The following is a 20,315-nucleotide window of genomic DNA, read 5'->3' as shown; positions in this document are numbered from 1 at the left end:
GCACGTTGCCTGAGAGGCGCACACTTTCGCCGTGAGCGTGAAAGGGAGAAAAAAGGAGGGAGTCAGGACACCGGATCAGTTGTAACCCGGGTCCTGATCGAACAGTTCGTTGTAATCGTCCAGGGTATCCCCGCCGGAGGAATCCGACCGGTACCAGTCGAACCCGTTGCCGTCGTTATCGTCATCATCCAGTTCAAACGCCCCGGCCTCCTCGGCGTCTTCGGCGATGGTGGAGGGATCGACCTTGAACACGTTGGTGCTGCCGCACCGGCAGGGCGTGTTGCCCTCGTCGAACTCCGTTTCCTTCAACAGGCACACCGAGAAGCCGCAGTCCTCGCAACGGTACTCGTTGTGTGTCTCGTTGAAATCCGGATGAATCAGCCGGTCGCGGCACTGGTTGCAGAACGTCGGTTGATCGGGCGTGTACTCGGAAAACACGTTTTCGATGTTGCAGGCCGCACACTCGATCAACAGGTCTCTGGGTTCATCAAGAGCCATGAATGCCTCTCTGGTTGCCGGAAGTTCTCGATTTATTCGAACGTCGGGGGTTTCATCTGGGAGATGTCGATGCCCATGTCCGCCAACTGCTTCGAGAAGGGACACTTGCTCGCGCCGGACTTTTCGCCTTCGGCGGCCTCGCCGGACTCCGACGGGCTGGTTTCCACCGACCCGGTCTCCGCCATGATGAACCACGACAGTGTGTCGATTTTCTGTTCTTTATCTGAGATGTAGCTTTTGAGTGCGTCGCGGGTTTCCTGATGCGTCGCCGTTTTCAGTGCTTCCTGGTATTTCTCCAGCGCCGACCGTTCGAACTCGATGGCCTGTTTCAATGCCGTGATGGAATCTGCCATTTCCTTGCTCCTCGCTTGGATGTGATCGTTGGATTTCAGTTAAAAAATATAACAAAACCCATTTTAGAAAGTCCATGCCAAATTTGGAATACAATAGGTTGGGGGTGGGGCGGTTTACAATCCCCCAAAACCATTCTATAAAGGGATTATGAAGGACGATCCGAGGTTGGCGGATATCATTCATCCGGGAACGGATGGAAACGTGGTCCTGCTGGGCTTCCCCTACGATGAAGGGGTGGCGAGGAACGGCGGGCGTCCCGGCGCGCGGTTGGGTCCGGAAAAAATGCGGGCCTGGCTCCGTCGTTTCGGCACCGTTTACAACCCCGAGTTGGGGATCGATCTGGCCCCCCTGCGCATCAGCGATGCGGGCGACATCGACCCCGGTCTGCCCCTGGAGCAGGCCCACGCCGCCCTGATAGCCAAAGTGAAAGACATTTTGCAGGCGGGTGGCACTCCCTTCGTGGTGGGCGGCGGCAACGATCAGTCGTGGCCGAACGCGCAGGCTCTCTTGGACGTCCACGAAAGCCGCCCGGTGGGGGCCATCAACGTGGACGCGCATCTGGACGTGCGGCCGCTCATCGACGGCAAGGTGCACAGCGGTTCGCCGTTCCGCCTTCTTCTGGAGGATGCCCGCTTCTCCGGCGAGCACTTCATTGAATTCGCCACGCAGGGAAGCCAGTCCGCAAAAGAGCATGTGGAGTATGTTTGCCGCAGGGATGGACACATCCACTGGTTGTCTGAGATCTACATGAACGACGACGCGCTGGGCTGGTTCAGCGCCGCACTCGGACGCGTGGCCTGGAACTGCGACGCGGTGTTCGTGAGTTTCGACCTCGACTCGGTACGCATGGCGGATGCGCCCGGCGTGTCCGCGCCGTCGGTCATGGGCCTGCGCGGGAGCGAGGCGCTGGAGATCGCGCGCATCGCCGGGCAGAACCCGAAAGTCCAATTGTTCGACCTCTCGGAGTACAACCCGGAGATAGAGGAAGAACGCACCGGACGACTGGCGGCGTCGATGTTCTACTACTTCTGCCTGGGGGTGGCATCCCGAAAGGAGGCATGAATGAACCGGCAACGCGGCTCACCTATAAGACCTGCTGAATCGAAACCCTCCTCCGAACGCCCGCTTTACAGCGAACTGGCTCCGAAAAAAGCGCCGCGCGCCCCCACCTCGCTCACACTCCGCTGTTGCGACTGGGACGCCGAAGCGGCGCTCCGCATGCTGATGAACAACCTCGACGACCGCGTCGCCCTCGACTGGAAGCAGTTGATCGTGTACGGCGGCACCGGCAGGGCGGCGCGCAACTGGAAGGAATACCACCGCCTCGTCGCCGAACTCAAACGCCTGAAGAAAGACGAGACGCTGTGCGTGCAGTCGGGGAAACCCGTTTACATTGCGCGCACGCACCCGGACGCACCGCGCGTCATCATCGCCAACTCCAACCTCGTTCCGCGCTGGGCCACCGACGAGCACTTCGATCACCTCGACCGCCTCGGCCTCATGATGTATGGCCAGATGACGGCGGGAAGCTGGATCTACATCGGCACGCAGGGCATCCTGCAGGGCACCTACGAAACCTTCGGCGCCTGCGGCAAGATCGATTTCAACCAGTCGAGCTTGAAGGGCAAATGGATTTTCACCGCCGGTCTTGGCAACATGGGTGCGGCGCAACCCTTGGCGGGCACGATGAACGACGCCTCGGTGCTGGTGGCGGAGGTCAACCCCGCCCAGGTGGAACGTCGATTGAAGGAGGGTTACCTCGACTGCACCGCCAAAAACCTCAACGAGGCATTGAGCATCATCGAGCGGTCGGTGAAAGAGGGCCAGGCCCTCAGCGTCGGGCTCGTCGCCAACGGCGCGACGGTGGCGCGCCAACTCGCCGAAGGCAGACGCCTGCCGGACATCGTCACCGACCAGACCTCGGCCCACAACCTCATGACCTACGTGCCCGAAGGCGGTGACTACGCCTCGCTCATGAAACTGCGCGACGGCGATCCCGACACCTACCGCAAGCTTTCATTGGAAACCGCGGTCAAACACTGCCAGGCGATGATCGACCTGCAAGCGAAAGGGTGCATCGTGTTCGACTACGGCAACAACCTGCGCGGGCAGGCGGAGCTGGGCGGACTCACCGTGCGCGATGCCGACGGCACGTTCCTCTACCCCGGTTTCGTTCCGGCGTACATCCGGCCGTTGTTCTGCGAGGGACAGGGTCCGTTCCGCTGGGCCCTGCTTTCCGGTAAGAAAAAAGATTTGCACACCGTGGACCAGGCGGTGCTCGACACGTTTCCGGAAAAGAAAGCGTTGGAGCGCTGGATCACCAAAGCGCAGAAGCAGGTGCCGGTGCTGGGCCTGCCGACGCGCGTGTGCTGGCTGGGTTACGGCGAGCGCGCGAAGATGGGGGCGGTGATGAATCAACTGGTTAAAAAGAAAAAGGTGGCCGCGCCCATCGTCATCGGCCGCGACCACCTCGACTGCGGCAGTGTCGCCTCGCCCAACCGCGAAACCGAAGGCATGAAAGACGGCAGTGACGCCGTGGCCGACTGGCCGCTTTTGAACTTCGCGGTCAACGCGGTGTCGGGCGCAAGCTGGGTCAGCTTCCACCACGGCGGCGGCGTGGGCATGGGCAACAGCCTGCACGCGGGGATGGTGATCGTCGCCGACGGCACGAAGAAGAAGGGCGACCGACTCGACCGCGTGCTCACGCACGATCCGGGTCTCGGCGTGGCGCGCCATGTCGATGCCGGGTACGACGAGGCGAAACGCATCGCCAAAAAACGCAAAGTGCATCTTCCCAAACCGTAAAGTTCCAACTGCCGGAGAGAAGGGCCGAACGGAACTCGGGGAAAATGGATTGTTTTTGGAATGAGATGGAAGGCCATCGTTCGCTTTTAAGGGTATTAACCGGTTTGTTGCAAGTCGTACTCGCTCCCTCCCCTGTACCAAGGGGAGGGCCGGGGTGGGGTTTTGGAGCGCAACTCGTGAACACACGGGTTGCGACCACCATTACCTCCCCTCAATCCCCTCCTTGGAAAGGAGGGGACGCTTTGGATGCAAAGGTCTTATTGTCAGACGAGGGGCCATGACCGAAACGCTGTGCTTTCGCAACATCGGGCAGTTGATCCAGGCCGACGCCACGTCCCAGCCCGGCGTGCGTGTGCGCAAGAACTGCGCGCTGGTGGTGAAGGGTGGGCGGATTGATAGAGTCCTGAAAGACTCGGAGGTCAAGGCGTCGGCGAAGTACGAAAAGGTAATCGATGTGAACGGCTGTGCGGTGGTGCCGGGGTTCGTCGATTGCCACACGCATCTGGTGTATGGCGGCGAGCGCAAGGACGAGATGGTGGACCGCATGAGCGGCGTTTCGTATCTCGAAATTCTGGGCAAGGGCGGCGGCATCCACGACACCGTGCGCGCCACCCGGCAGGCGTCCGAGGCGACGCTGTTCGATCAGGCCCGGGCCCGTATGAAACGCATGATGGCTTTGGGCACCACGGCGTTCGAGATCAAATCCGGCTATGGTCTCGACCTCGACACGGAAACGAAGATGCTGAGAGTCGGCCAACGCCTGCGCAAGGCATTGAAAGCGCCGGTGACGCTCACTTACCTTGGCGCGCACGCCATCCCGCCTGAGGTGAAACGCAAGCCGTACGTTGAGTTCGTGCTGGAGAACCTGCCCAGGTTCCGCGGCCTCGCCGACGGCGTCGACATCTTCTGCGAGAAGAACGTGTTCACCGTCGCCGACCTGCGCCTCATTTTCCTGCAGGCAAAACTGCTGGGATTCGACCTGCGCGCGCACGTGGAGGAGTTGTCGCACCAGGGTGGGTCTTACGAGGCGGCCCGGCTGGGGGCGCTGTCGTGCGATCATCTGGAGTATGCCACGCCAAAGGACATCCAGGCCATGCACGCCGCGGGCACCGTGGCGGTGCTGATGCCCGGCGTCACGCTGTTTCTGGGCGGCACCAAGCAACCGCTGGTGCACAGCATGCTGGATGCCAAAGTAACGCTGGCGCTGGCCACCGACTGCAACCCCGGCAGTTGTCCCACCTATAACATGCAGACGGTGATTTACCTCGCGGCGAACCTGTACCGCATCACGCCGGGGCAGGCCCTGGCGGCGGCGACCTACGGCGCGGCGAAGGCCCTGGGCCATCATCGACTGTACGGCGGACTCCTGCCCGGCCAACGCGCCGATTTCAACATCCTCAAGACCGGCGACTACCGCGACCTCGTCTATTACTTCGGCGAGAACTTCGTCGATCAAACCTACCTCGCCGGCAAACGCGTCACCGGCGGCAAGGAACCCGCGGGGTTTTAACCCGGCTGAGCCGGGAGCCAATATAGATTCTTCACCGCCTGCGTTTTCTCAGTCAGAATGACACACGAACATTTCTTAAATGGTAACGACACTCCCCTCTTTACAAGGGAGGACCCATTCTTCTCATACCCTAATCTGTTACTTTGTGAAGGCTTCGTTCCTCACGAAAAATCATGGTATTTCGCCTGATTGCCTCGCCGTGGGAAACCTGTCATAATTAGCGCCATGAAAAAACTGGTCATCATCGGGGGCGGCATCGCCGGGCTGGCGGCGGCGTACCGCATTCAGGAAGAGTTCAACAACGGGCAGGGCGATATCGACTGCACCGTGCTGGAGGGCTCCGACCGCTTGGGCGGCAAGATCTGCACGATCCGTGAAAACGGGTTCATTCTGGAGCGCGGGCCGGACAGCTTCATCACGCAGAAACCGTGGGCGCTGGAGCTGTGCAAAAAGATCGGCCTCGAAGACGAGCTGATGAGCACGCGGCCGGAAACCCCCAAGACCTACGTCTATCTGAACAAAAAGATGGTCACCCTGCCCGACGGGCTGACGCTCATGGTGCCGACCAAGTTTTTGCCGTTCGCGCTCTCTTCCCTGTTCAGCATCCCCGGCAAGGTGCGCATGGCGATGGATTTGTTCATCCCGAAAAAATTCAGCAACCGCGACGAGAGCCTGGCGGCGTTCGTGCGCCGCCGTCTCGGTGAAGAGGCTCTGCAGAGGATGGCGCAACCGCTCATGTGCGGCATCTATTCCAGCGATCCGGAAACGATGAGCCTGCACAGCACGTTTCCCATGTTCGCGCAGACGGAGAAGAAATACCGGTCGCTGATCCTCGGCATGCTGGCGGCGAAACGCCAGCGCATGAAAGCCGCGCCCGCTCCCCAGCCGAAAAAAGGCTACACGCCGTTCACCTTTTTCGTGAGTCTGAAGAACGGACTGGGGTCGATGATCGAGCGCATTATCGAGGAGTCGCCGGACATCACCTTCCGCAAAGAGGCGCGGGTGAAGGCGCTGTTGCGGAAAGACGAGGGCTGGCAGGTGGAACTGGCCACGGGGGAACGGCTGGAGGCCGACGCGGTGCTGGTGACGACGCCCGCGAACGTGACGGCGAAGCTGTTCGAGCCGGTGGCGCCGCGCGCGGCGGAGTTGTTGAACCGCATTCCGTTCGTCTCGACGGCGGCGGTGACGCTGGCGTTCAAGAAAGAGACGTTCAAGCATCCGCTCAACGGCTTCGGTTTTGTGGTGCCGTACAGCGAGGGACGCAAGATCAGCGCCTGCACGTGGGTGACGTCGAAATTTTACGGCCGCGCTCCGGAGGATTACGTTCTGCTCCGCTCCTACGTTGGTGGCGCGTTGAACGAACAGTACGCCGAACAGTCGGAAGAAGACATTTACAAAACCGTGCTGGAGGAGTTGCAGGACATCATGGGTTTTAAAAACGAACCCGAGTTTTACAAAGTGTTCCAGTACAAAAAGGGCAACGTGCAGTACCAGGTCGGTCACGGTCAACTGATCGAGTCTGTGTACAACGAACTGAAACCGTTTCCCGGCCTGTACGTTGCGGGCAGTGCCTACCACGGCGTCGGTATCCCCGACTGCGTGTTGAACGGCACCCGCACGGTGGAGTCAGCGCTCCGCGCCCTGCGTGGAACAGAGGCCGAAGCCTCCGCCGGATGACGTTTTTGGCGGCGGGCCATCTTAAATAGAATTCAGGAGAGTTCCGAATGAAATGGGCCTCTAGCATATCGACGGGCGAGACCATCGAGCAGTGCATCCAGGAGACCGTGAATGCGGTCCGCGAGCAGATGGGCGATAACGAAATCCATCTGACGGTGATGTTTGTCTCGCCGCATTTTAAAGACAAGCTTCCGCAGATCCCGAAGCTGTTGCGCGAGCAGTTGTCGATCGGCACCCTGCTGGGTTGCACGGGCGGCGGCATCATCGGCGGCGGCCAGGAGGTGGAGCAGAGGCACGCGTTCAGCCTGACCTGCGCCCACCTGTCGGGTGTGAAGATTCAGGAAATACAAACCGACACCATGGCTCTGCCCGATCCCGACACCGCGCCCAGCGTGTGGCGCGAATGGCTGGGCGTTCCCGTCGAATCCAACCCGCAGTTCATCCTGCTCGCCGATCCGTTTTCGTTTCATGGCGAAGAGTTCCTGGCCGGCATGGATTTTGCCTACCCCAACTCGGCGAAGGTCGGGGGGCTCGCCAGCGGTTCGCATTTTCAGGGCGGCAATGTTCTGTATATCGGCGACCGTATATTCAACAACGGCCTCGTTGGCGTGGCGCTGAGCGGCAACATCCAGCTCGACACCATCGTTGCGCAGGGGTGCCGGCCGATCGGCCAGCCGATGAGCATCACCAAGTGCAGTGACTACCTGCTACAGGAAGTCGATAACAAACCGCCGCTCCAGGTGCTGGAGGAGATGGTGGAGACGTTGAGCGAAAACGACCGTAAGCTGATGCAGACGTCGCTGTTCCTCGGTATCGAGATGGACCCGCTGAAGGACGATCCGGGGCAGGGCGACTTTCTAATCCGCAATCTGATCGGCGTCGAGCGCGAAACCGGCGCGCTGTCCATCGGTGCGCCGTTGCGCGAGGGGCAACTGGTGCAGTTTCACCTGCGCGACAAGGTGATGTCGGCCGAAGACCTGAATGTCATGCTGAGTCGGTATTCAAAGCAGGGGAGGGGCGACGATGCCTGCGGCGCTCTGTTGTTTTCCTGTCTCGGACGCGGACAGTATTTATACGGCGAAGCCAACCACGACTGCAACGTGTTCAAGGACAAGCTGGGTGCGATCCCGCTTGGAGGATTTTTCTGCAACGGCGAGATCGGGCCGGTCGGGCAGAACACGTTTCTGCACGGCTACACCAGCTCGTTCGGTATTTTCCGTCCGGCGCCCGGCTCCGTGTGACATCCAATCCACAACAATGAATCAGATAATACATATAAATTGAGGAGGAGAAGCATCATGCCTGTCAACATCCAGGTATCCACGACGCCCAATGAAAACGCGTTGAAGTTCACACTCGACAAACCCGCGATCGACAGCGGGCACAAGACCTATCCCAACGCCGACGCGGCGGCGGAGTCGCCGGTGGCCGCGGACCTGTTCGGCATCGAAGGCGTGGTCAGCGTGTTTCTGATGGCGGACTTCATCACCGTCACCAAGCGTCCCGATGTCGGTTGGGACGTCATTCAGCCCGCCGCCGAAGCCGCCATCCAGAAAGCTTATGGATGAGCGACTGATCCATGCGCCGCCCCTGGAGGCGGGAGATTTGCCGTGGTTCAACGCGGTCCGGCCGCTGGACCTGCCGGACCTGAAGGGCAAGATCGTCATCCTCGATTTCTGGACGTTCTGTTGCATCAACTGCATCCACGTCATCCCGACGCTCAAGCGCATCGAGGAAAAGTTCGCCGAGCACGTGGTGGTGATCGGTGTGCACAGCCCGAAGTTTCCCGGCGAGAAGGTGACCGGCAACGTCGAGCGCGCCATCCGGCGGTACGAGATCGTGCACCCGATCGTGCACGACCGCGATTTCAAAATCTGGAACCGTTATGCCATCCGTGCGTGGCCGACGCTTGTGTTCATCGGGCCGGACGGGTACATCCTGGGACAACTGCCCGGCGAGCCGAACGCGGACCTGCTGGAAGAAACCCTTCACAGTCTGGTGAAGGAACTGCGCGAAAAGGGGTTTCTGCAGGGCAACGCGGCAGAGTTGATCCAACCGCTCAAACCGGAAACGAAAAGCGAGCTCAGCTTTCCCGGAAAGATCGCCTACAGCGAAAGCGACCGGCAGTTTGCCGTAGCCGATGCCAACCACAACCAGGTGGTGGTGGCGGATATGGATGGAACGATCCGGCATCGCATCGGTAGCGGGTCGGTGGGCAAGACCGATGGTGGACTCGAAGAGGCTTCATTTTACCGGCCGCAGGGGTTGTGCTTTCAGGACGGCGTCATCTGGGTGGCGGACACGGAAAATCATCTCCTCCGCAAGATCGATTTGCAAGCAAAGCAGGTGACGACGGTTGCCGGAACCGGTGACCAGGGCGGATTCCTGCGCGGCGTGCAGGCGGCGAAACAGACGGCGCTCAGTTCGCCGTGGGACGTGTCCCTGCACGACGGGGCGCTGTATTTCGCCAACGCCGGCACACACCAGATCGGGCGCTACAACATCGCCGACGACACCGTCGAGCAGTTTGCGGGAACAGGTGCGGAGGCGCTCCAGGACGGGCCGCGCCTGCAGGCGCCGTTCGCCCAGCCGAGCGGGTTGACCGTGGGCGACGGCAAACTGTTTCTTGCCGACAGCGAGACCAGCGCCATCCGTTCCATCGAACTGGGCGGGCAGGGCAAGGTGGAGACGTATGTCGGCACGGGGTTGTTCGACTTCGGCGACCGCGACGGCGTCGGCAGGGAAGCCGTGCTTCAGCATCCGCTGGGGGTGCATTACGTCGAGGGCGCGGTGTTCATCGCCGATTCGTACAATCACAAGATCCGTGTGCTGGACCTCGCCACGCACGAGGTGCACACGGTGGAGGCGTCAGTGGACATCGTGTGCGACGACAAGCGGTGCACGCGGTTGTGGGAGCCGGCAGGGGTGCTGTGTCTCGACAAAACCCTGTATGTCTCCGACACCAACAATCACCGCATTCTGAAGATCGACCTCGACACCGAGAAAACCGAAATTTTTATTGGCTGAACGCGGCGGTTGCCCGGCCCGGCAATGCGGTGAACTGTGTTATGATGGCCTCCAATTTATAACCTTCGCTTAACTATTCCATGTCCGATCTCTTTACCTGGTTTGACAATTTTCTCGCGCAACTGCCGCCCCTGTTGCAGTTGGTCGCCGGCCTCCTGGGCGGCATCGCCGTGTTCAAACTGCTCAGCTGGTTCTTCGCCCTGCTCAAAGGCGAAAACAAAACGGAGTGAAGCGCATCGGTTTCTGAAATACTGGATGCGAAGGAAAAGGGCCGGCACCCCCGCATGGAGCCGGCCCTTCCCATTTCAGGCAAGTTACTTGGAGGAGTCTTGCCATAAACACTGCCAGGTGGCAGTGCGAAAATGCTCACCGTGAAACGGTGCCACTTTTTTACCTGTATAAAAGCAATTTACATTCCAAAATAACGCCCGCCTGCCCACCATTTTTCCTTACTTCTGTAATGATTTTATAAGGATTTGATTTTATTTGCGCTATCCCGCAATAAGGTATCGAATCGATTCTAAAAACATTTTTCGAAGTTGAGAATCATTTCAAAATTCTCCAATTTTTGTCTCGAAACGGAGGAAAAACGACAAAATTGGTCAGTCTCACGGTCAAAAAATGGCGCATCCGAAAAAGACGGGAGGCGGATAGGCAGTGGACCTGAAGTGTTAAAAAGGCCAGCCATCCAGAGGTCCGGCGAATGCCCGAACCCGCCGGTTCCAGATGGCTGGTTAGAGAATGAAATGATGGGAATGCAAAGAGGATTCAGTTTTCGTTGACCCGGCTCAGTTGAACCCAGGAAGCGAAGTTCTGTCCAATTTTCATTTGCCGAAGTGTGGTGTGGTGCGGTTCCCATTCACACCATTCCTGTTCCATCGTAGGAATCAGGGAGTTTGCCTGAGTTTCAGCATGGAGGAATGGGTTGCTGAAAATCTCGCCGGTGTTCAGCGCCCTTTCGTGCAACTCCGGTACAACGGCGGGGACCAACAGTTTTTCCCGTGTCCCGGGTTCGATGAATTTTTTGTAATAAATCACGCCCGTCATGAACACCATGGTGATGAGAAGGATCCCTTTAAAAGGTTCCACACCTTCACTCATTCCACCGGCATTGGTATGCACACATAGAGCCAGCGCGTCTTCCACGGAAACGGCGACGCTGAGCAAGCTGAGCAGGAGAGTCAAAATGGAGCGGCGGTGTTTCATGTTCCAATCCTTTCTGAATGACCGATTCATGTTCTGCCGCTATAGAGCAATCCCCGTTCCAAAACTTAAGAAAGTCGATATTTTTTAATTCGATCGTTTTTTGAACTAAGAAAAGCGTTGAAGTTGCCTTGCTTAAATCCGATATCGAAGATGGGAAAAGGCAATCTGGAAGGGGTGGGCGGAATTCATCCATGCAGAGGGATAGGCTGTGGGGACAATTTTCGTCACAAAATTACGGCTTCCGGGCTGGAGCGACATAAATTGTCACAGTCTTGTTACGGCTCACAGGTCAAAGGCAGTGAGGTCCCGGGCCAGCACGATTTCGCCGTCGAACTCCTTCCGGCACTGTTCCAGCACCGTGGCGTCGTCGCAGGGCGGGTAGAAGTGGGTGAGGCACAGGGTGCGGCAGTTGGCTTCCCGCGCCATGCGCCCGCAAATGGAAGGTGTCGAATGCTTTTCTATTTTCAAGTCGTCGGGGGTCGAGCATTCGATGATCATCAAATCGGCCTCGCGTCCCAGCGCCGCCAGGTTGGGATGGTATTCGGTGTCGCCGGAGACGGCGACGCTTTTGCCCTCGGCATTTTCAAAGCGAAACCCCCGGCTTATCTCAATGTGCTGGACCCGGGCGGTGGTGACGCGCAGACCATCGTAAACCCGGGTCTCCTCATCCTGTTCCAGAATGTTGACCTGGTATGTTTTCGGCACCAGCCAGTTGTTGAAGGCGCTCATCAGGCTGTCGAAGTAGGCGCGGAACCCGGGCGCCGCAACGATCGGCAGATCCTTCGTCCGCGGGTCGCCGGGGTACTGACTGCCGAACAGAAAATAGACGAGGTCGCACATGTGGTCGGGGTGGTGGTGGGTGAAGAAGATGCCGTCGATGCCGTGGTAGGTGATGCCGAGGCGAAGCAGTTGGTGTACCGTGCCGTAACCGCAATCGACGAGATAGCGCCTGCCCTCGTTTTCCAGCAAGACGCTCGCGGAGTGGCGCTTCAGATCGGGCACGGCGGTACCGGAGCCGAGGATGGTGACTTTCATGGAAGCCCCTGAAATCATTATAATAAAAAGGGTTTGGTTTGCCGTATCCCGGTAAGTATAATAAAGGAACGTCGCCGTTCAAAAGAATTTCACACTCACTCTAGGTGGATACATGCGTTCAGGTTACTCGTTCTCGCTCCTGCTGATGTTGTGGATGGGTATGATGGTATCCGTCGCCACCGCCGCGGATTCCAACCGCTTTCAGAAAAATGGAAATGGAACGGTGCTGGATACGCAAACCGGCCTGATGTGGCAGGCCTCGGATTCCTACCACGAATTGAAAAAAGGCATGAACTGGTATGACGCCCTGGAATACGTGAATCAGAAAAATGCTGACAAATTTGCCGGATACAGCGACTGGCGTCTGCCCACCATGGACGAACTGAACGCATTGTGGGATTCGAGCCGCCCCTTGGCCAGCAAGGACGGCGAACCCATCGGCCTTCCCGAGGCGTTTGAAGGCGGGGGCAGTTATTATCTGTGGAGCCGTGACGAACGCAATCTGGATCACGCCTGGTATTTCGGACTGGGACAGAGTGAGGACTACTTCAATCTCAAGGACTTGGGAGACTTGGACCAGGGAGTCCGGATGGTCCGGGAACAAAAACCATGATCGGCAATGCAATGGGGGAGACCGACCCAATCAACTAGGGGGCCACAGGCAATGAAAACTTTCATTAAGGGTGGAACGGGATTGTGGAGTGCGTTGACGGCACTGGCTGTCGCCGCCTTGTTTCTCGTTGCGATCACCCCTGCAGGCGTGTTCTCACACGGAGAGCAGAAACACGAACACGACCTGGAAAACCTGCCAGACAAGCCGGAAGGCATGATCCAGTTCCAGGGTGAGGGCCAGGAAACACCCAAGCCCGGATCGGAGTACATGGAACCGGCCCCCAAAGGCGATATGAAGATGGATCACGGCGGCCACGACATGGGTATGGATCATGGCGGCCACGACATGGGTATGGATCATGGCGGCCATGATATGGGGCATGACATGCACGGCGGCGAGCAGGACTCGTTCTTCACCCGCGGCGAGCACGATCTGTCCAACATCCAGCAACCGCAGTCGAAAAGCCAGGCCCTGCTGGCGCGCGGCCGCAACATCTACCTCCACATGTGCGTGTTCTGCCACGGCAAGGATGGCAATGGCGGTGGTGAGGCGGTGGATTACCTCTATCCCTGGCCGCGCGATTTCCGCAAGGGCATCTTTAAATTCCGCTCGACCCCCACCGGCACCCTGCCGCGCGATGAAGACCTGTACCGCACCATCATCAAGGGCGTGCCCAACACTTCCATGCCCGCATGGGAAGCGGCGCTGTCTCCGCAGGACACCTGGGCGCTGGTCAACATGATCAAGAGTTTTTCCGACCGTTTCCGCAAGGAACCGCCCGGGCCCAAGATCGACATCCCCAAACCGCCGGAATCGACGCCCGAAATGATCGCGCGTGGCAAGGAATTGTTCGACGAGCACAAATGCGACGACTGCCACGGCATGTCGCTCAAGGGCGACGGCAAGCTGGCGGGTTCGCTGAAAGACGCGTGGAAGCACGCGGTGTTCGTGCACGACATCACCAATCCCAATTACCTCAAGTCGGGCCGCCGGCCGGAGGATCTTTTTCGAACGCTGTCCACCGGGTTGGACGGCACGCCGATGAACTCCTACGCCCACTTGCCGGAAGAAGACCGCTGGGCGCTGGTGCACTTCATCCGTTCGCAGTTCGCCAAGGAGTTTGAAAAGGGCGAGTTCGAAACCGACGTGTATTCTTTTTACGTGCCTTACGAACTGGACACCGATCCGGAAAGCCCGGTCTGGGAACAGGCGAAAACCACGAACATCGTGCTGAGACCCCTGTCCGCACGGCGCGACGCGGTGGAGGTGATCCGTTTCCAGTCGGTCAACAACGGCAAACAACTGGCCATCCGCCTGCGTTGGAAGGACTCCACCAAGGATGGTTTCGTCGAGAACCGGGGCGATGCGTTCCGTGATGGCTCGGCGGTGCAGTTGGCGCTGGGGGATGTGACGCTCCACACCCACGGCCACAACGAACCGTTTTTTGGCATGGGCAACCGCGGCAAGCCGGTCAACATCTGGCATTGGAAAGCCGGACTGGAAGAAACGCTGGAAGCGACGGAGGATTCCGAGTACTCCACCGGCGGCGTGGACATGGATGCGCTCATCTTCGGCGGCACCATGACCAATCCCGTCGTCAAGCTGGGCACCACCCAGCAAAACACGGTGGAGGAGTTGAACGGGGAAGGCTTCGGCACGCTCACACCACAACCCAAGGACCAGCAGAGCGTGCTGGGTTACGGTGTCTGGGAGGACGGCGAATGGAACGTGGTGTTCCTGCGTGACATGGAAACCTCCGGCAAGTGGGACGCCAACCTCAATAAGGAAGAACCCATCCTGGTGGCCTTTGCGGTTTGGGACGGAAAAAAAGAAGACCGCAACGGACGCAAGGTGGTCAGTGTGTGGCAGAGGCTGAACGTCCTCAAGGAAAACGCCACCCAGCAAGGGGGCTGATTGCGCACCGTGCCGCGAAAGGTTGTGGCGTGGATTGCAGGCGGGGTGTTATGGAGCCTGACGGCTTTCGCCCTGGCCCAGCCACCGGTCGGTGTGGGCGAGTTGAGTTTTCTCATCGACCCGCACCTGCCCAAGCCGGATCCCGCCGGGCGCGTGGATTCGTTGAAATCGTTCCAGATGCAACTGCCTCTGGGCCAATCCGGCGCATCCACCACCTTCCTCATTCCCGGATTTGAAAATTACGAATGCGGCCGCTGTCACCAGCCCGCCGAGCTGGTGGAGAAGGCGCACTCGCGCATGCAGTGGGCTCTGGCCCGCCTGCGGGAAATGATGCCCGAGGTGGGCGAGGTTCCGCTCAAGCAGTACATCATTCAGCCCTACGAAGACACCCTCCTCAAAGAAGGTCAGCTCGCGCACGCGACGTTCGACACCATCCGCATTTTCCCCGCGTCGATTCTGATCGATGAAAAAGCGTACGGACGGGCCACACACGTTCACGAAGCCCTGCACCTGTCGCAACCGTTTCTCGGATACGTCAACGAACTGGAAGCATACGGGTTGAACGTGCGCGCCGATCCGCGGTTTTTGCTCCTCAACTACCCGTACTTCGAGGAAGTCATGCGCGCGTTTTTCGTGCCGGAACTGGACGGTATTTTGAATGCCTACTTTGAGCGCGGCACCAAGGACAAACTGCACGTGCCGCGCGAGGTGCAGTGGTTCCTCGGAGAGTTCGATGAAGATGCACTGGAACGCCTGCGCGCCGGGGTGAAAGGCATGACGCCGGTGTTGAAGGAAACGAGCCGCCTGTACCGTGCGCACCCGCTGGAGGCGGCGTACTGGAGCGAACGCACGGGCATCCGCTCGCTGATTTTGGACATCGCCGCAGCCGCAACGCTGGAGTTACCCCAGGCGGCGGTGGAAGGCGAAACGTTTCAGCAGGCGATGGGCCTGTTCGATCTGCAATTTGAAAAGGACGACAACACCCGGCTTGGTTACATCATCGACCGCAAGAAGGAATCGCAAATGCACCTGAAACACGGCATGAACATTCGGGACGCGCGTGACCGGTCGGTATTGTATTTTCATTACCTCAAACAGCGGTTCGTGGGTGAGGGCGGCGGGGTGAATCTATCGGTGCCGGAACGGGCGCAAACGGATTTTCAGAATTTCGTGAAGGCGAAGCTGAAAGGCATCGAGGACCTGCTTGCCCAGCCCGGAGTGACGGAGGTGGAGCGGCAGGCGGGGCAGAAATGGATGAAGAGCGTCCCGCAAAATAAAAACTCCCGGTGACGGGGTCACCGGGAGTTTATTGAATTCGTCTGCCGCCGGATTCGCATCCGGAGCTTGAATTACATGCGTTCGGTCGGCGTGACCAGGGCGGGACCTTTCACATGGTCCGCCAAAGTCTCCTGCTGAACCTTATCCTGCAATTTGATCAGCGCGTCGATCACCATCTCCGGCCGTGGCGGACATCCGGGGATGTACACGTCCACCGGGATGAGGGTGTCGATGCCCATCACCGTGGCGTAGTTGTCGTAGAACCCGCCGGACACCGTGCATACGCCATACGCGACCACCCATTTCGGCTCCGTCATCTGGTTGTACACCTTGACCAGAATGGGCGCCTGCTTGTGACTGATGGTGCCGACCACCATCAGCAGGTCCGCCTGGCGCGGCGAAAAGCGCGGGAAGGCGGCGCCGAAGCGGTCCAGGTCGTAGCGCGGACCGGCTACAGACATGAACTCCATGCCGCAACACGCTGTAATGAAAGGATATATGAAGAAAGAGTATTTACGTGCCCAGTTCACGGCCTGGGTCATCTGGGTCACGATGACATTATTGCCGAGGCTGAACTCAAGTTCAGACTGACTTAAATTAGCCATTACAAAAAGACTCCTAAAATCGATGCATTCAGGTTAGAATATTGGGCACAATATAGCAGACAATGGCCCGGAACACCAATAAAACAGCCCCTTTTCAGTGAATTTTTGAAGCCGTTCAGGTGGCGCCGGGGGCACCCCCGATTTCAGCGTTTTGTGGCCCTATCTGCTTCAAATTGTGGACTCAACGGGTGCACGGCTCTGGGCCGCCGCACCTCGAAACCATAGATGGAATCTAAGGAGGTCATTTTCCCATGGACATGTCGTTGAACAAGGAAGCCCGGGGGCAGAACCGGGGCTTCGAAGAATCGGTGGAGATCGTCAAGGCGGAGCTCAGCAAGGACGGCAAGACGCTGGACATCACGGCGGTCTACCTGAAGGAGTTCGGCGCCAAGGACCTGGCCAACATGGATTTCCTGGAAGGCTTGACCACGCTGGAGATGGGCACGAACCTGATCGGCCCCAGGGGAATGAAGTACATCGCGCGGTCGCCGTATCTCAAAAATCTCACTTCCCTCAACCTGTTCTACAACAAGATTGGCAACGAAGGGATCAAGTACCTGGCCACTTCCGACAACCTGCTGAGCCTGAAAAACCTCACGCTGTCGGACAATGACATCACAGACGAAGGTGCGAAGTATCTGGCAAAATTCCTGCCGCTGTTCACCAATTTACTGCGGCTGGATGTGCGCCTGAATAAGATCAAGGAAGAGGGCAAGAACGCCCTGCGTGAGATTCAGCCGAAGACCACCATCAAGCAGTTGCTCCTCGACAAAGAGGAAGGCTTCCAGGTCAAAACCAGCGGCCATCTCTAGGACAGGTTTTTTGATCGACCCCACCCAGCCCGACACTCCATGAGTGCCTCTTGGTAAGGGGAGGGTTGAGGTGGGGTTTATTGGTGCAGGACTCCTCTGGTTACACCAGACTTTAGGCCACTACGCCGCGTGCAGAGGCACGCTTTCCGGATCGAACAGCGTCATGCCGTCTTCCAGACGGATACCCGCCAGCGGCAGAGTCGTCTTCAACTGAAGGCCGTTGTACACCACGTTCCACAACCCGCTTCCCAACTCGCCCACGTTTTCCACCAACTGGTGCAACTCATCGTTGCGAATCACCGCGAACAGGTCGAGGCCCGTCGCCGCCCAGCGGATGTTCACCTCCAGGCACCGCCGGTAAAATCCCAGTTCCCACTGCACGTCCTTCAGGTGATTCCGTAACGGATGCGCCTTGCGCGCTTCGGGGAACAGTGCTTCGAATTGTTTCTCGATGCCGCGCGCCTGGATGCCGGTGAACAAAAAGCCCACGCCCCGCCAGTGCAGTCTGCGCAGACGCAGGATGTAATCGTTGACGCGGTCCACGAGGTCGCCGGAGATGGCGGAGCCCAGCAACAGAGCAGGGTGTTCGGTGGTTTTCAACTGGTTGATGCCGGACAGATCGCGGAACAACTCGCGGAGGTACGTGTTGAGGTTGGCGACGGTGACGGGGTCGCCGGGTTGACGCGTGTCTTTCAGGGAATGGCGCTCGACATCGAGGTTGCGGTCGGTGGTCTCGTAGAAATTGATCTCCGGCAGGTCGAGCAGTTTTTCAAACGTGCCGGACGACAGCGCCACTTCGATGCCGGCATGCTCCTTCAGCCAGCCGCGCAAGCGGCGCATCTTCTGCACCTCGCGCAGGGTTTCGATGAGGAGCTCGATCGGCTCGCCCGATGCTTCGAACGGAGTGAGGTCGGTGTCCTTACCAAGGATTTTGCCGAGTACGCGTTTGGGATCTTTCATGATACGGAGTGTGCAGCCAACAGGCTCATGCGTTTGTTGCGAATGAGAGTCGGCGGGGGCAATCCAAAGGCCGTTCGTCTGTGAAGGCCGGCATGGTCCAAATGGGCTGGAGGATCATCGTTCGCCCAAAGGGCACTCCCCTGTTGATCCCAGGCCCTGCCCGATTAAAGGTCGTCGAAGCCGCGAACGACCACGCGCAGGTCCGGGTGGACGCTCCGCTGCAAAATGTTCTGCATTGCCGACAGCGTGCTCGACTGCGACTTGGAGCAACTGCCGCACGCACCCTGGTATTGGATGAAGACCACGTCGCCTTCGACGTCTTTCACGATGATGCCGCCGCCGTCCTGCGCCAGTGCGGGCCGCACGCCTTCGTCCATGAATGCGTCGATGATCTCGCGCTTTGTTTCGTCGTCGTAGTCCATGAACTTCTCCAGGTCCACGTCGTCGAGGATGGATTTCTCCGCCTCGCCGCCTTTCTCCCCGTCCTCGTAAGGCACGAGGTGTTCCTCGATCGTCTGGATGAAGGGGTCGAACATGTCCTCCCACTCATCCGGGGAGATGAGGGTGATGGAGACGAAGCGGTCCTTAATATATAAGAAGTCCACCACGCCGAAATCGAAGATCTCCTTGGCGAAGGGATCGGATTCCGCCTCCTCCGCGTTGTTGAAAGCACGGGAGCCGTCTTTGATGATGACGTTGTTCACCACGAATTTGAACGCCGCCGAATTTGGCGTGGGTTCGGTGGCGATGACGCTGAATTTTTTGGTGTGTGCCATGTCGGGTCGATCTATATGTAAAGTGAATTGAAGTTTGGTTAAAAGGAACGCGCCGGGCGGTTCCGGGTACCCGTCAACCTTATCATACCTGTCGTTTGAAACCCTTTAAAATTCGGGAAAACACGGATGAAACGGATGAAAGGGAGTTGCGGGACCGGCTCCTCCTGTTTCCGTTTAGATGCGAGGTGGGGATGTGCGATTCGGCCCGTGGGCCGATTGTTTGATTTTTGGCCAAAAACTGCTACATTTGATCGCCGCCGGGGGGTGACCCCGGATGCCGGCACACCGTTGAAGCGGAGTCTGTGAGCCGCGCTCCTGCCTGTGTTCCGTAAGGAGTGGATACGGATCGATAGTTGCGAAAATCACATTTCAAAAAAATGCCGGGGTGGTGGAACGGTTTACACAGTGGACTTAAAATCCATGCCCTGAAAAGGGTTGCGGGTTCGAATCCCGCCCCCGGCACCAATTTAAATATGGATATTAATAAATTAAAATTTTCAAAAAAGGAAATTGCAAGAATCCGGCCCATGACCGAGCAAGCATTCTTTTTGTTAATGCTAAACCTTATTACTGAAATCAATGTTTTCCAAAAACTGGTTTTATATTCTGGAAAGTTTCCCAGGAACAGGGTTCAAAGAATAGCCAAGTTGCAAATCAATTTAAATCTTATATTTGTCCTGGCCTCCAAGCTGTATGAGGGGTGGAAGTTAATAGATGAAGTCAGGCACGGCGATAAAAAGCCCAAGAGAGGGCAACCAAAAAAAAGGTTTTCTGAAAACTGGTTTCCAGAAAGATATAAGGATCAGCTTTCTCCAGAAGGAAAGGAAAGCTTAGAATTTCTCGAAAATTATTTTGATCATAAGAACGACCTGAGAACGATAAGAGATCAGTTCACCTTTCATTATGATTTAAAGAAAGCTAGGAAACTTCTTAATAAAACAGACTTTGAACCCGTTGAACTTTATTTGCCGAAACATGCTGGCGAAGTTTTTTCTTCGGCTAATTTTGTTATCTTGAAGGGCTATTCTTCAGAGTTAAGTAGCGGTGAGGTGAACGGACTTCGTTCCCTTTTGAGAGATATTTTAGGTGTATCAAAACACTTCAGTAAGTTGATAAGTGATTATATAAGGATAGTTCATCAAAACTTTTTCCCTGAAGTTGAATTGGAGTTATTAAGTATTCCGGACCCCAAATCGATGGATAAAGTACATTTGACATTTTTTTCCAAGCCATAGGAATTATTGT

General features: G+C 57.7%; 20 protein-coding genes and 1 tRNA gene. 14 read left to right on the top strand and 7 right to left on the bottom strand.

Annotated elements, in window-relative coordinates; all coding sequences use genetic code 11:
• Nucleotides 1-75: 75 nt before the first annotated feature.
• Entirely contained in the window at nucleotides 76-498 is a 423-nt protein-coding gene (locus J2S31_RS11055) for a hypothetical protein (RefSeq protein ID WP_237099146.1), read from the bottom strand.
• Nucleotides 499-530: 32 nt separating this feature from the next.
• Nucleotides 531-851 (bottom strand): hypothetical protein, encoded by a 321-nt coding sequence (locus J2S31_RS11050; RefSeq protein WP_237099145.1) that lies wholly within the window; start codon nucleotides 849-851, stop codon nucleotides 531-533.
• 148 nt (nucleotides 852-999) lie between these two features.
• On the opposite strand from J2S31_RS11050, the gene J2S31_RS11045 reads away from it, so the two are divergent.
• The 8 genes from J2S31_RS11045 (at nucleotide 1,000) to J2S31_RS11010 (ending at nucleotide 10,101) form a co-directional block, all read left to right on the top strand.
• Complete coding sequence (locus J2S31_RS11045) at nucleotides 1,000-1,914, top strand: formimidoylglutamase (protein WP_237099144.1); 915 nt, start codon at nucleotides 1,000-1,002, stop codon at nucleotides 1,912-1,914.
• Nucleotides 1,915-3,657: a urocanate hydratase gene (gene hutU / locus J2S31_RS11040; protein ID WP_237099143.1), complete on the top strand. Its 1,743-nt coding sequence runs from the start codon at nucleotides 1,915-1,917 to the stop codon at nucleotides 3,655-3,657.
• Nucleotides 3,658-3,934: 277 nt separating this feature from the next.
• Complete coding sequence (gene hutI / locus J2S31_RS11035) at nucleotides 3,935-5,167, top strand: imidazolonepropionase (protein ID WP_237099142.1); 1,233 nt, start codon at nucleotides 3,935-3,937, stop codon at nucleotides 5,165-5,167.
• A 225-nt stretch (nucleotides 5,168-5,392) separates the two neighbouring features.
• Complete coding sequence (gene hemG / locus J2S31_RS11030) at nucleotides 5,393-6,844, top strand: protoporphyrinogen oxidase (protein WP_237099141.1); 1,452 nt, start codon at nucleotides 5,393-5,395, stop codon at nucleotides 6,842-6,844.
• 47 nt (nucleotides 6,845-6,891) lie between these two features.
• Nucleotides 6,892-8,085, top strand: a complete 1,194-nt coding sequence (locus tag J2S31_RS11025) for an FIST signal transduction protein (protein WP_237099140.1) — start codon at nucleotides 6,892-6,894, stop codon at nucleotides 8,083-8,085.
• A gap of 57 nt (nucleotides 8,086-8,142) precedes the next feature.
• Entirely contained in the window at nucleotides 8,143-8,412 is a 270-nt protein-coding gene (locus tag J2S31_RS11020; protein WP_237099139.1) for a NifU N-terminal domain-containing protein, read from the top strand.
• A complete protein-coding gene (locus J2S31_RS11015) occupies nucleotides 8,405-9,871 on the top strand; it encodes a thioredoxin-like domain-containing protein (protein WP_237099138.1) in 1,467 nt (488 codons plus the stop codon). The genes J2S31_RS11020 and J2S31_RS11015 overlap by 8 nt, the downstream gene beginning before the upstream one ends.
• A gap of 80 nt (nucleotides 9,872-9,951) precedes the next feature.
• Nucleotides 9,952-10,101: a hypothetical protein gene (locus J2S31_RS11010; protein ID WP_237099137.1), complete on the top strand. Its 150-nt coding sequence runs from the start codon at nucleotides 9,952-9,954 to the stop codon at nucleotides 10,099-10,101.
• A 538-nt stretch (nucleotides 10,102-10,639) separates the two neighbouring features.
• Here the strand turns inward: J2S31_RS11010 and J2S31_RS11005 are convergent.
• Nucleotides 10,640-11,077, bottom strand: a complete 438-nt coding sequence (locus tag J2S31_RS11005) for a hypothetical protein (RefSeq protein WP_237099136.1) — start codon at nucleotides 11,075-11,077, stop codon at nucleotides 10,640-10,642.
• A 282-nt stretch (nucleotides 11,078-11,359) separates the two neighbouring features.
• On the bottom strand, nucleotides 11,360-12,112 hold the full coding sequence (locus J2S31_RS11000; RefSeq protein WP_237099135.1) for an MBL fold metallo-hydrolase: 753 nt from the start codon (nucleotides 12,110-12,112) through the stop codon (nucleotides 11,360-11,362).
• Nucleotides 12,113-12,224: 112 nt separating this feature from the next.
• On the opposite strand from J2S31_RS11000, the gene J2S31_RS10995 reads away from it, so the two are divergent.
• Genes J2S31_RS10995 through J2S31_RS10985 form a run of 3 tightly spaced genes read left to right on the top strand, consistent with a single transcriptional unit; the run spans nucleotide 12,225 to nucleotide 15,929 of the window.
• A complete protein-coding gene (locus J2S31_RS10995) occupies nucleotides 12,225-12,725 on the top strand; it encodes an Lcl C-terminal domain-containing protein (RefSeq protein WP_237099134.1) in 501 nt (166 codons plus the stop codon).
• Between the two features lie 51 nt (nucleotides 12,726-12,776).
• Nucleotides 12,777-14,639, top strand: a complete 1,863-nt coding sequence (locus J2S31_RS10990) for an ethylbenzene dehydrogenase-related protein (RefSeq protein WP_237099133.1) — start codon at nucleotides 12,777-12,779, stop codon at nucleotides 14,637-14,639.
• A gap of 9 nt (nucleotides 14,640-14,648) precedes the next feature.
• On the top strand, nucleotides 14,649-15,929 hold the full coding sequence (locus J2S31_RS10985) for a hypothetical protein (RefSeq protein WP_237099132.1): 1,281 nt from the start codon (nucleotides 14,649-14,651) through the stop codon (nucleotides 15,927-15,929).
• A gap of 59 nt (nucleotides 15,930-15,988) precedes the next feature.
• Here J2S31_RS10985 and nuoB read toward each other — a convergent pair whose 3' ends face one another.
• On the bottom strand, nucleotides 15,989-16,522 hold the full coding sequence (gene nuoB / locus J2S31_RS10980; RefSeq protein WP_272908767.1) for an NADH-quinone oxidoreductase subunit NuoB: 534 nt from the start codon (nucleotides 16,520-16,522) through the stop codon (nucleotides 15,989-15,991).
• A 251-nt stretch (nucleotides 16,523-16,773) separates the two neighbouring features.
• Between nuoB and J2S31_RS10975 the strand changes: the two genes are divergently transcribed.
• Nucleotides 16,774-17,334 (top strand): hypothetical protein, encoded by a 561-nt coding sequence (locus J2S31_RS10975; RefSeq protein ID WP_237099131.1) that lies wholly within the window; start codon nucleotides 16,774-16,776, stop codon nucleotides 17,332-17,334.
• Nucleotides 17,335-17,454: 120 nt separating this feature from the next.
• On the opposite strand, the gene J2S31_RS10970 is transcribed toward J2S31_RS10975, so the two are convergent.
• Both J2S31_RS10970 and J2S31_RS10965 read right to left on the bottom strand, forming a co-directional pair.
• Nucleotides 17,455-18,294: a hypothetical protein gene (locus J2S31_RS10970; RefSeq protein WP_237099130.1), complete on the bottom strand. Its 840-nt coding sequence runs from the start codon at nucleotides 18,292-18,294 to the stop codon at nucleotides 17,455-17,457.
• Nucleotides 18,295-18,458: 164 nt separating this feature from the next.
• Nucleotides 18,459-19,070 (bottom strand): NifU family protein, encoded by a 612-nt coding sequence (locus J2S31_RS10965; RefSeq protein WP_237099129.1) that lies wholly within the window; start codon nucleotides 19,068-19,070, stop codon nucleotides 18,459-18,461.
• 379 nt (nucleotides 19,071-19,449) lie between these two features.
• Between J2S31_RS10965 and J2S31_RS10960 the strand changes: the two genes are divergently transcribed.
• Nucleotides 19,450-19,535 (top strand) — tRNA-Leu (locus tag J2S31_RS10960).
• Nucleotides 19,536-19,597: 62 nt separating this feature from the next.
• The gene (locus tag J2S31_RS10955; protein WP_237099128.1) at nucleotides 19,598-20,305 is read left to right on the top strand and encodes a hypothetical protein; all 708 of its coding nucleotides are present in this window, start codon (nucleotides 19,598-19,600) and stop codon (nucleotides 20,303-20,305) included.
• The last annotated feature ends 10 nt before the right edge of the window (nucleotides 20,306-20,315 follow it).

The sequence above is a fragment of the Nitrospina gracilis Nb-211 genome, from assembly GCF_021845525.1.
Classification (GTDB): Bacteria; Nitrospinota; Nitrospinia; order Nitrospinales; family Nitrospinaceae; genus Nitrospina; species Nitrospina gracilis_A.
The sequence above is the reverse complement of the archived record's forward strand: the minus strand, read 5'-3'. Positions and strand labels throughout refer to the sequence as shown.

What these genes read in the sequence shown, in the direction of transcription:
- J2S31_RS11055 (WP_237099146.1), bottom strand. Translation starts at nt 498, where the DNA reads ATGGCTCTTGATGAACCCAGAGACCTGTTGATCGAGTGTGCGGCCTGC.
- J2S31_RS11050 (WP_237099145.1), bottom strand. Translation starts at nt 851, where the DNA reads ATGGCAGATTCCATCACGGCATTGAAACAGGCCATCGAGTTCGAACGG.
- J2S31_RS11045 (WP_237099144.1), top strand. Translation starts at nt 1,000, where the DNA reads ATGAAGGACGATCCGAGGTTGGCGGATATCATTCATCCGGGAACGGAT.
- hutU (WP_237099143.1), top strand. Translation starts at nt 1,915, where the DNA reads ATGAACCGGCAACGCGGCTCACCTATAAGACCTGCTGAATCGAAACCC.
- hutI (WP_237099142.1), top strand. Translation starts at nt 3,935, where the DNA reads ATGACCGAAACGCTGTGCTTTCGCAACATCGGGCAGTTGATCCAGGCC.
- hemG (WP_237099141.1), top strand. Translation starts at nt 5,393, where the DNA reads ATGAAAAAACTGGTCATCATCGGGGGCGGCATCGCCGGGCTGGCGGCG.
- J2S31_RS11025 (WP_237099140.1), top strand. Translation starts at nt 6,892, where the DNA reads ATGAAATGGGCCTCTAGCATATCGACGGGCGAGACCATCGAGCAGTGC.
- J2S31_RS11020 (WP_237099139.1), top strand. Translation starts at nt 8,143, where the DNA reads ATGCCTGTCAACATCCAGGTATCCACGACGCCCAATGAAAACGCGTTG.
- J2S31_RS11015 (WP_237099138.1), top strand. Translation starts at nt 8,405, where the DNA reads ATGGATGAGCGACTGATCCATGCGCCGCCCCTGGAGGCGGGAGATTTG.
- J2S31_RS11010 (WP_237099137.1), top strand. Translation starts at nt 9,952, where the DNA reads ATGTCCGATCTCTTTACCTGGTTTGACAATTTTCTCGCGCAACTGCCG.
- J2S31_RS11005 (WP_237099136.1), bottom strand. Translation starts at nt 11,077, where the DNA reads ATGAAACACCGCCGCTCCATTTTGACTCTCCTGCTCAGCTTGCTCAGC.
- J2S31_RS11000 (WP_237099135.1), bottom strand. Translation starts at nt 12,112, where the DNA reads ATGAAAGTCACCATCCTCGGCTCCGGTACCGCCGTGCCCGATCTGAAG.
- J2S31_RS10995 (WP_237099134.1), top strand. Translation starts at nt 12,225, where the DNA reads ATGCGTTCAGGTTACTCGTTCTCGCTCCTGCTGATGTTGTGGATGGGT.
- J2S31_RS10990 (WP_237099133.1), top strand. Translation starts at nt 12,777, where the DNA reads ATGAAAACTTTCATTAAGGGTGGAACGGGATTGTGGAGTGCGTTGACG.
- nuoB (WP_272908767.1), bottom strand. Translation starts at nt 16,522, where the DNA reads ATGGCTAATTTAAGTCAGTCTGAACTTGAGTTCAGCCTCGGCAATAAT.
- J2S31_RS10975 (WP_237099131.1), top strand. Translation starts at nt 16,774, where the DNA reads ATGGACATGTCGTTGAACAAGGAAGCCCGGGGGCAGAACCGGGGCTTC.
- J2S31_RS10970 (WP_237099130.1), bottom strand. Translation starts at nt 18,294, where the DNA reads ATGAAAGATCCCAAACGCGTACTCGGCAAAATCCTTGGTAAGGACACC.
- J2S31_RS10965 (WP_237099129.1), bottom strand. Translation starts at nt 19,070, where the DNA reads ATGGCACACACCAAAAAATTCAGCGTCATCGCCACCGAACCCACGCCA.
- J2S31_RS10955 (WP_237099128.1), top strand. Translation starts at nt 19,598, where the DNA reads ATGACCGAGCAAGCATTCTTTTTGTTAATGCTAAACCTTATTACTGAA.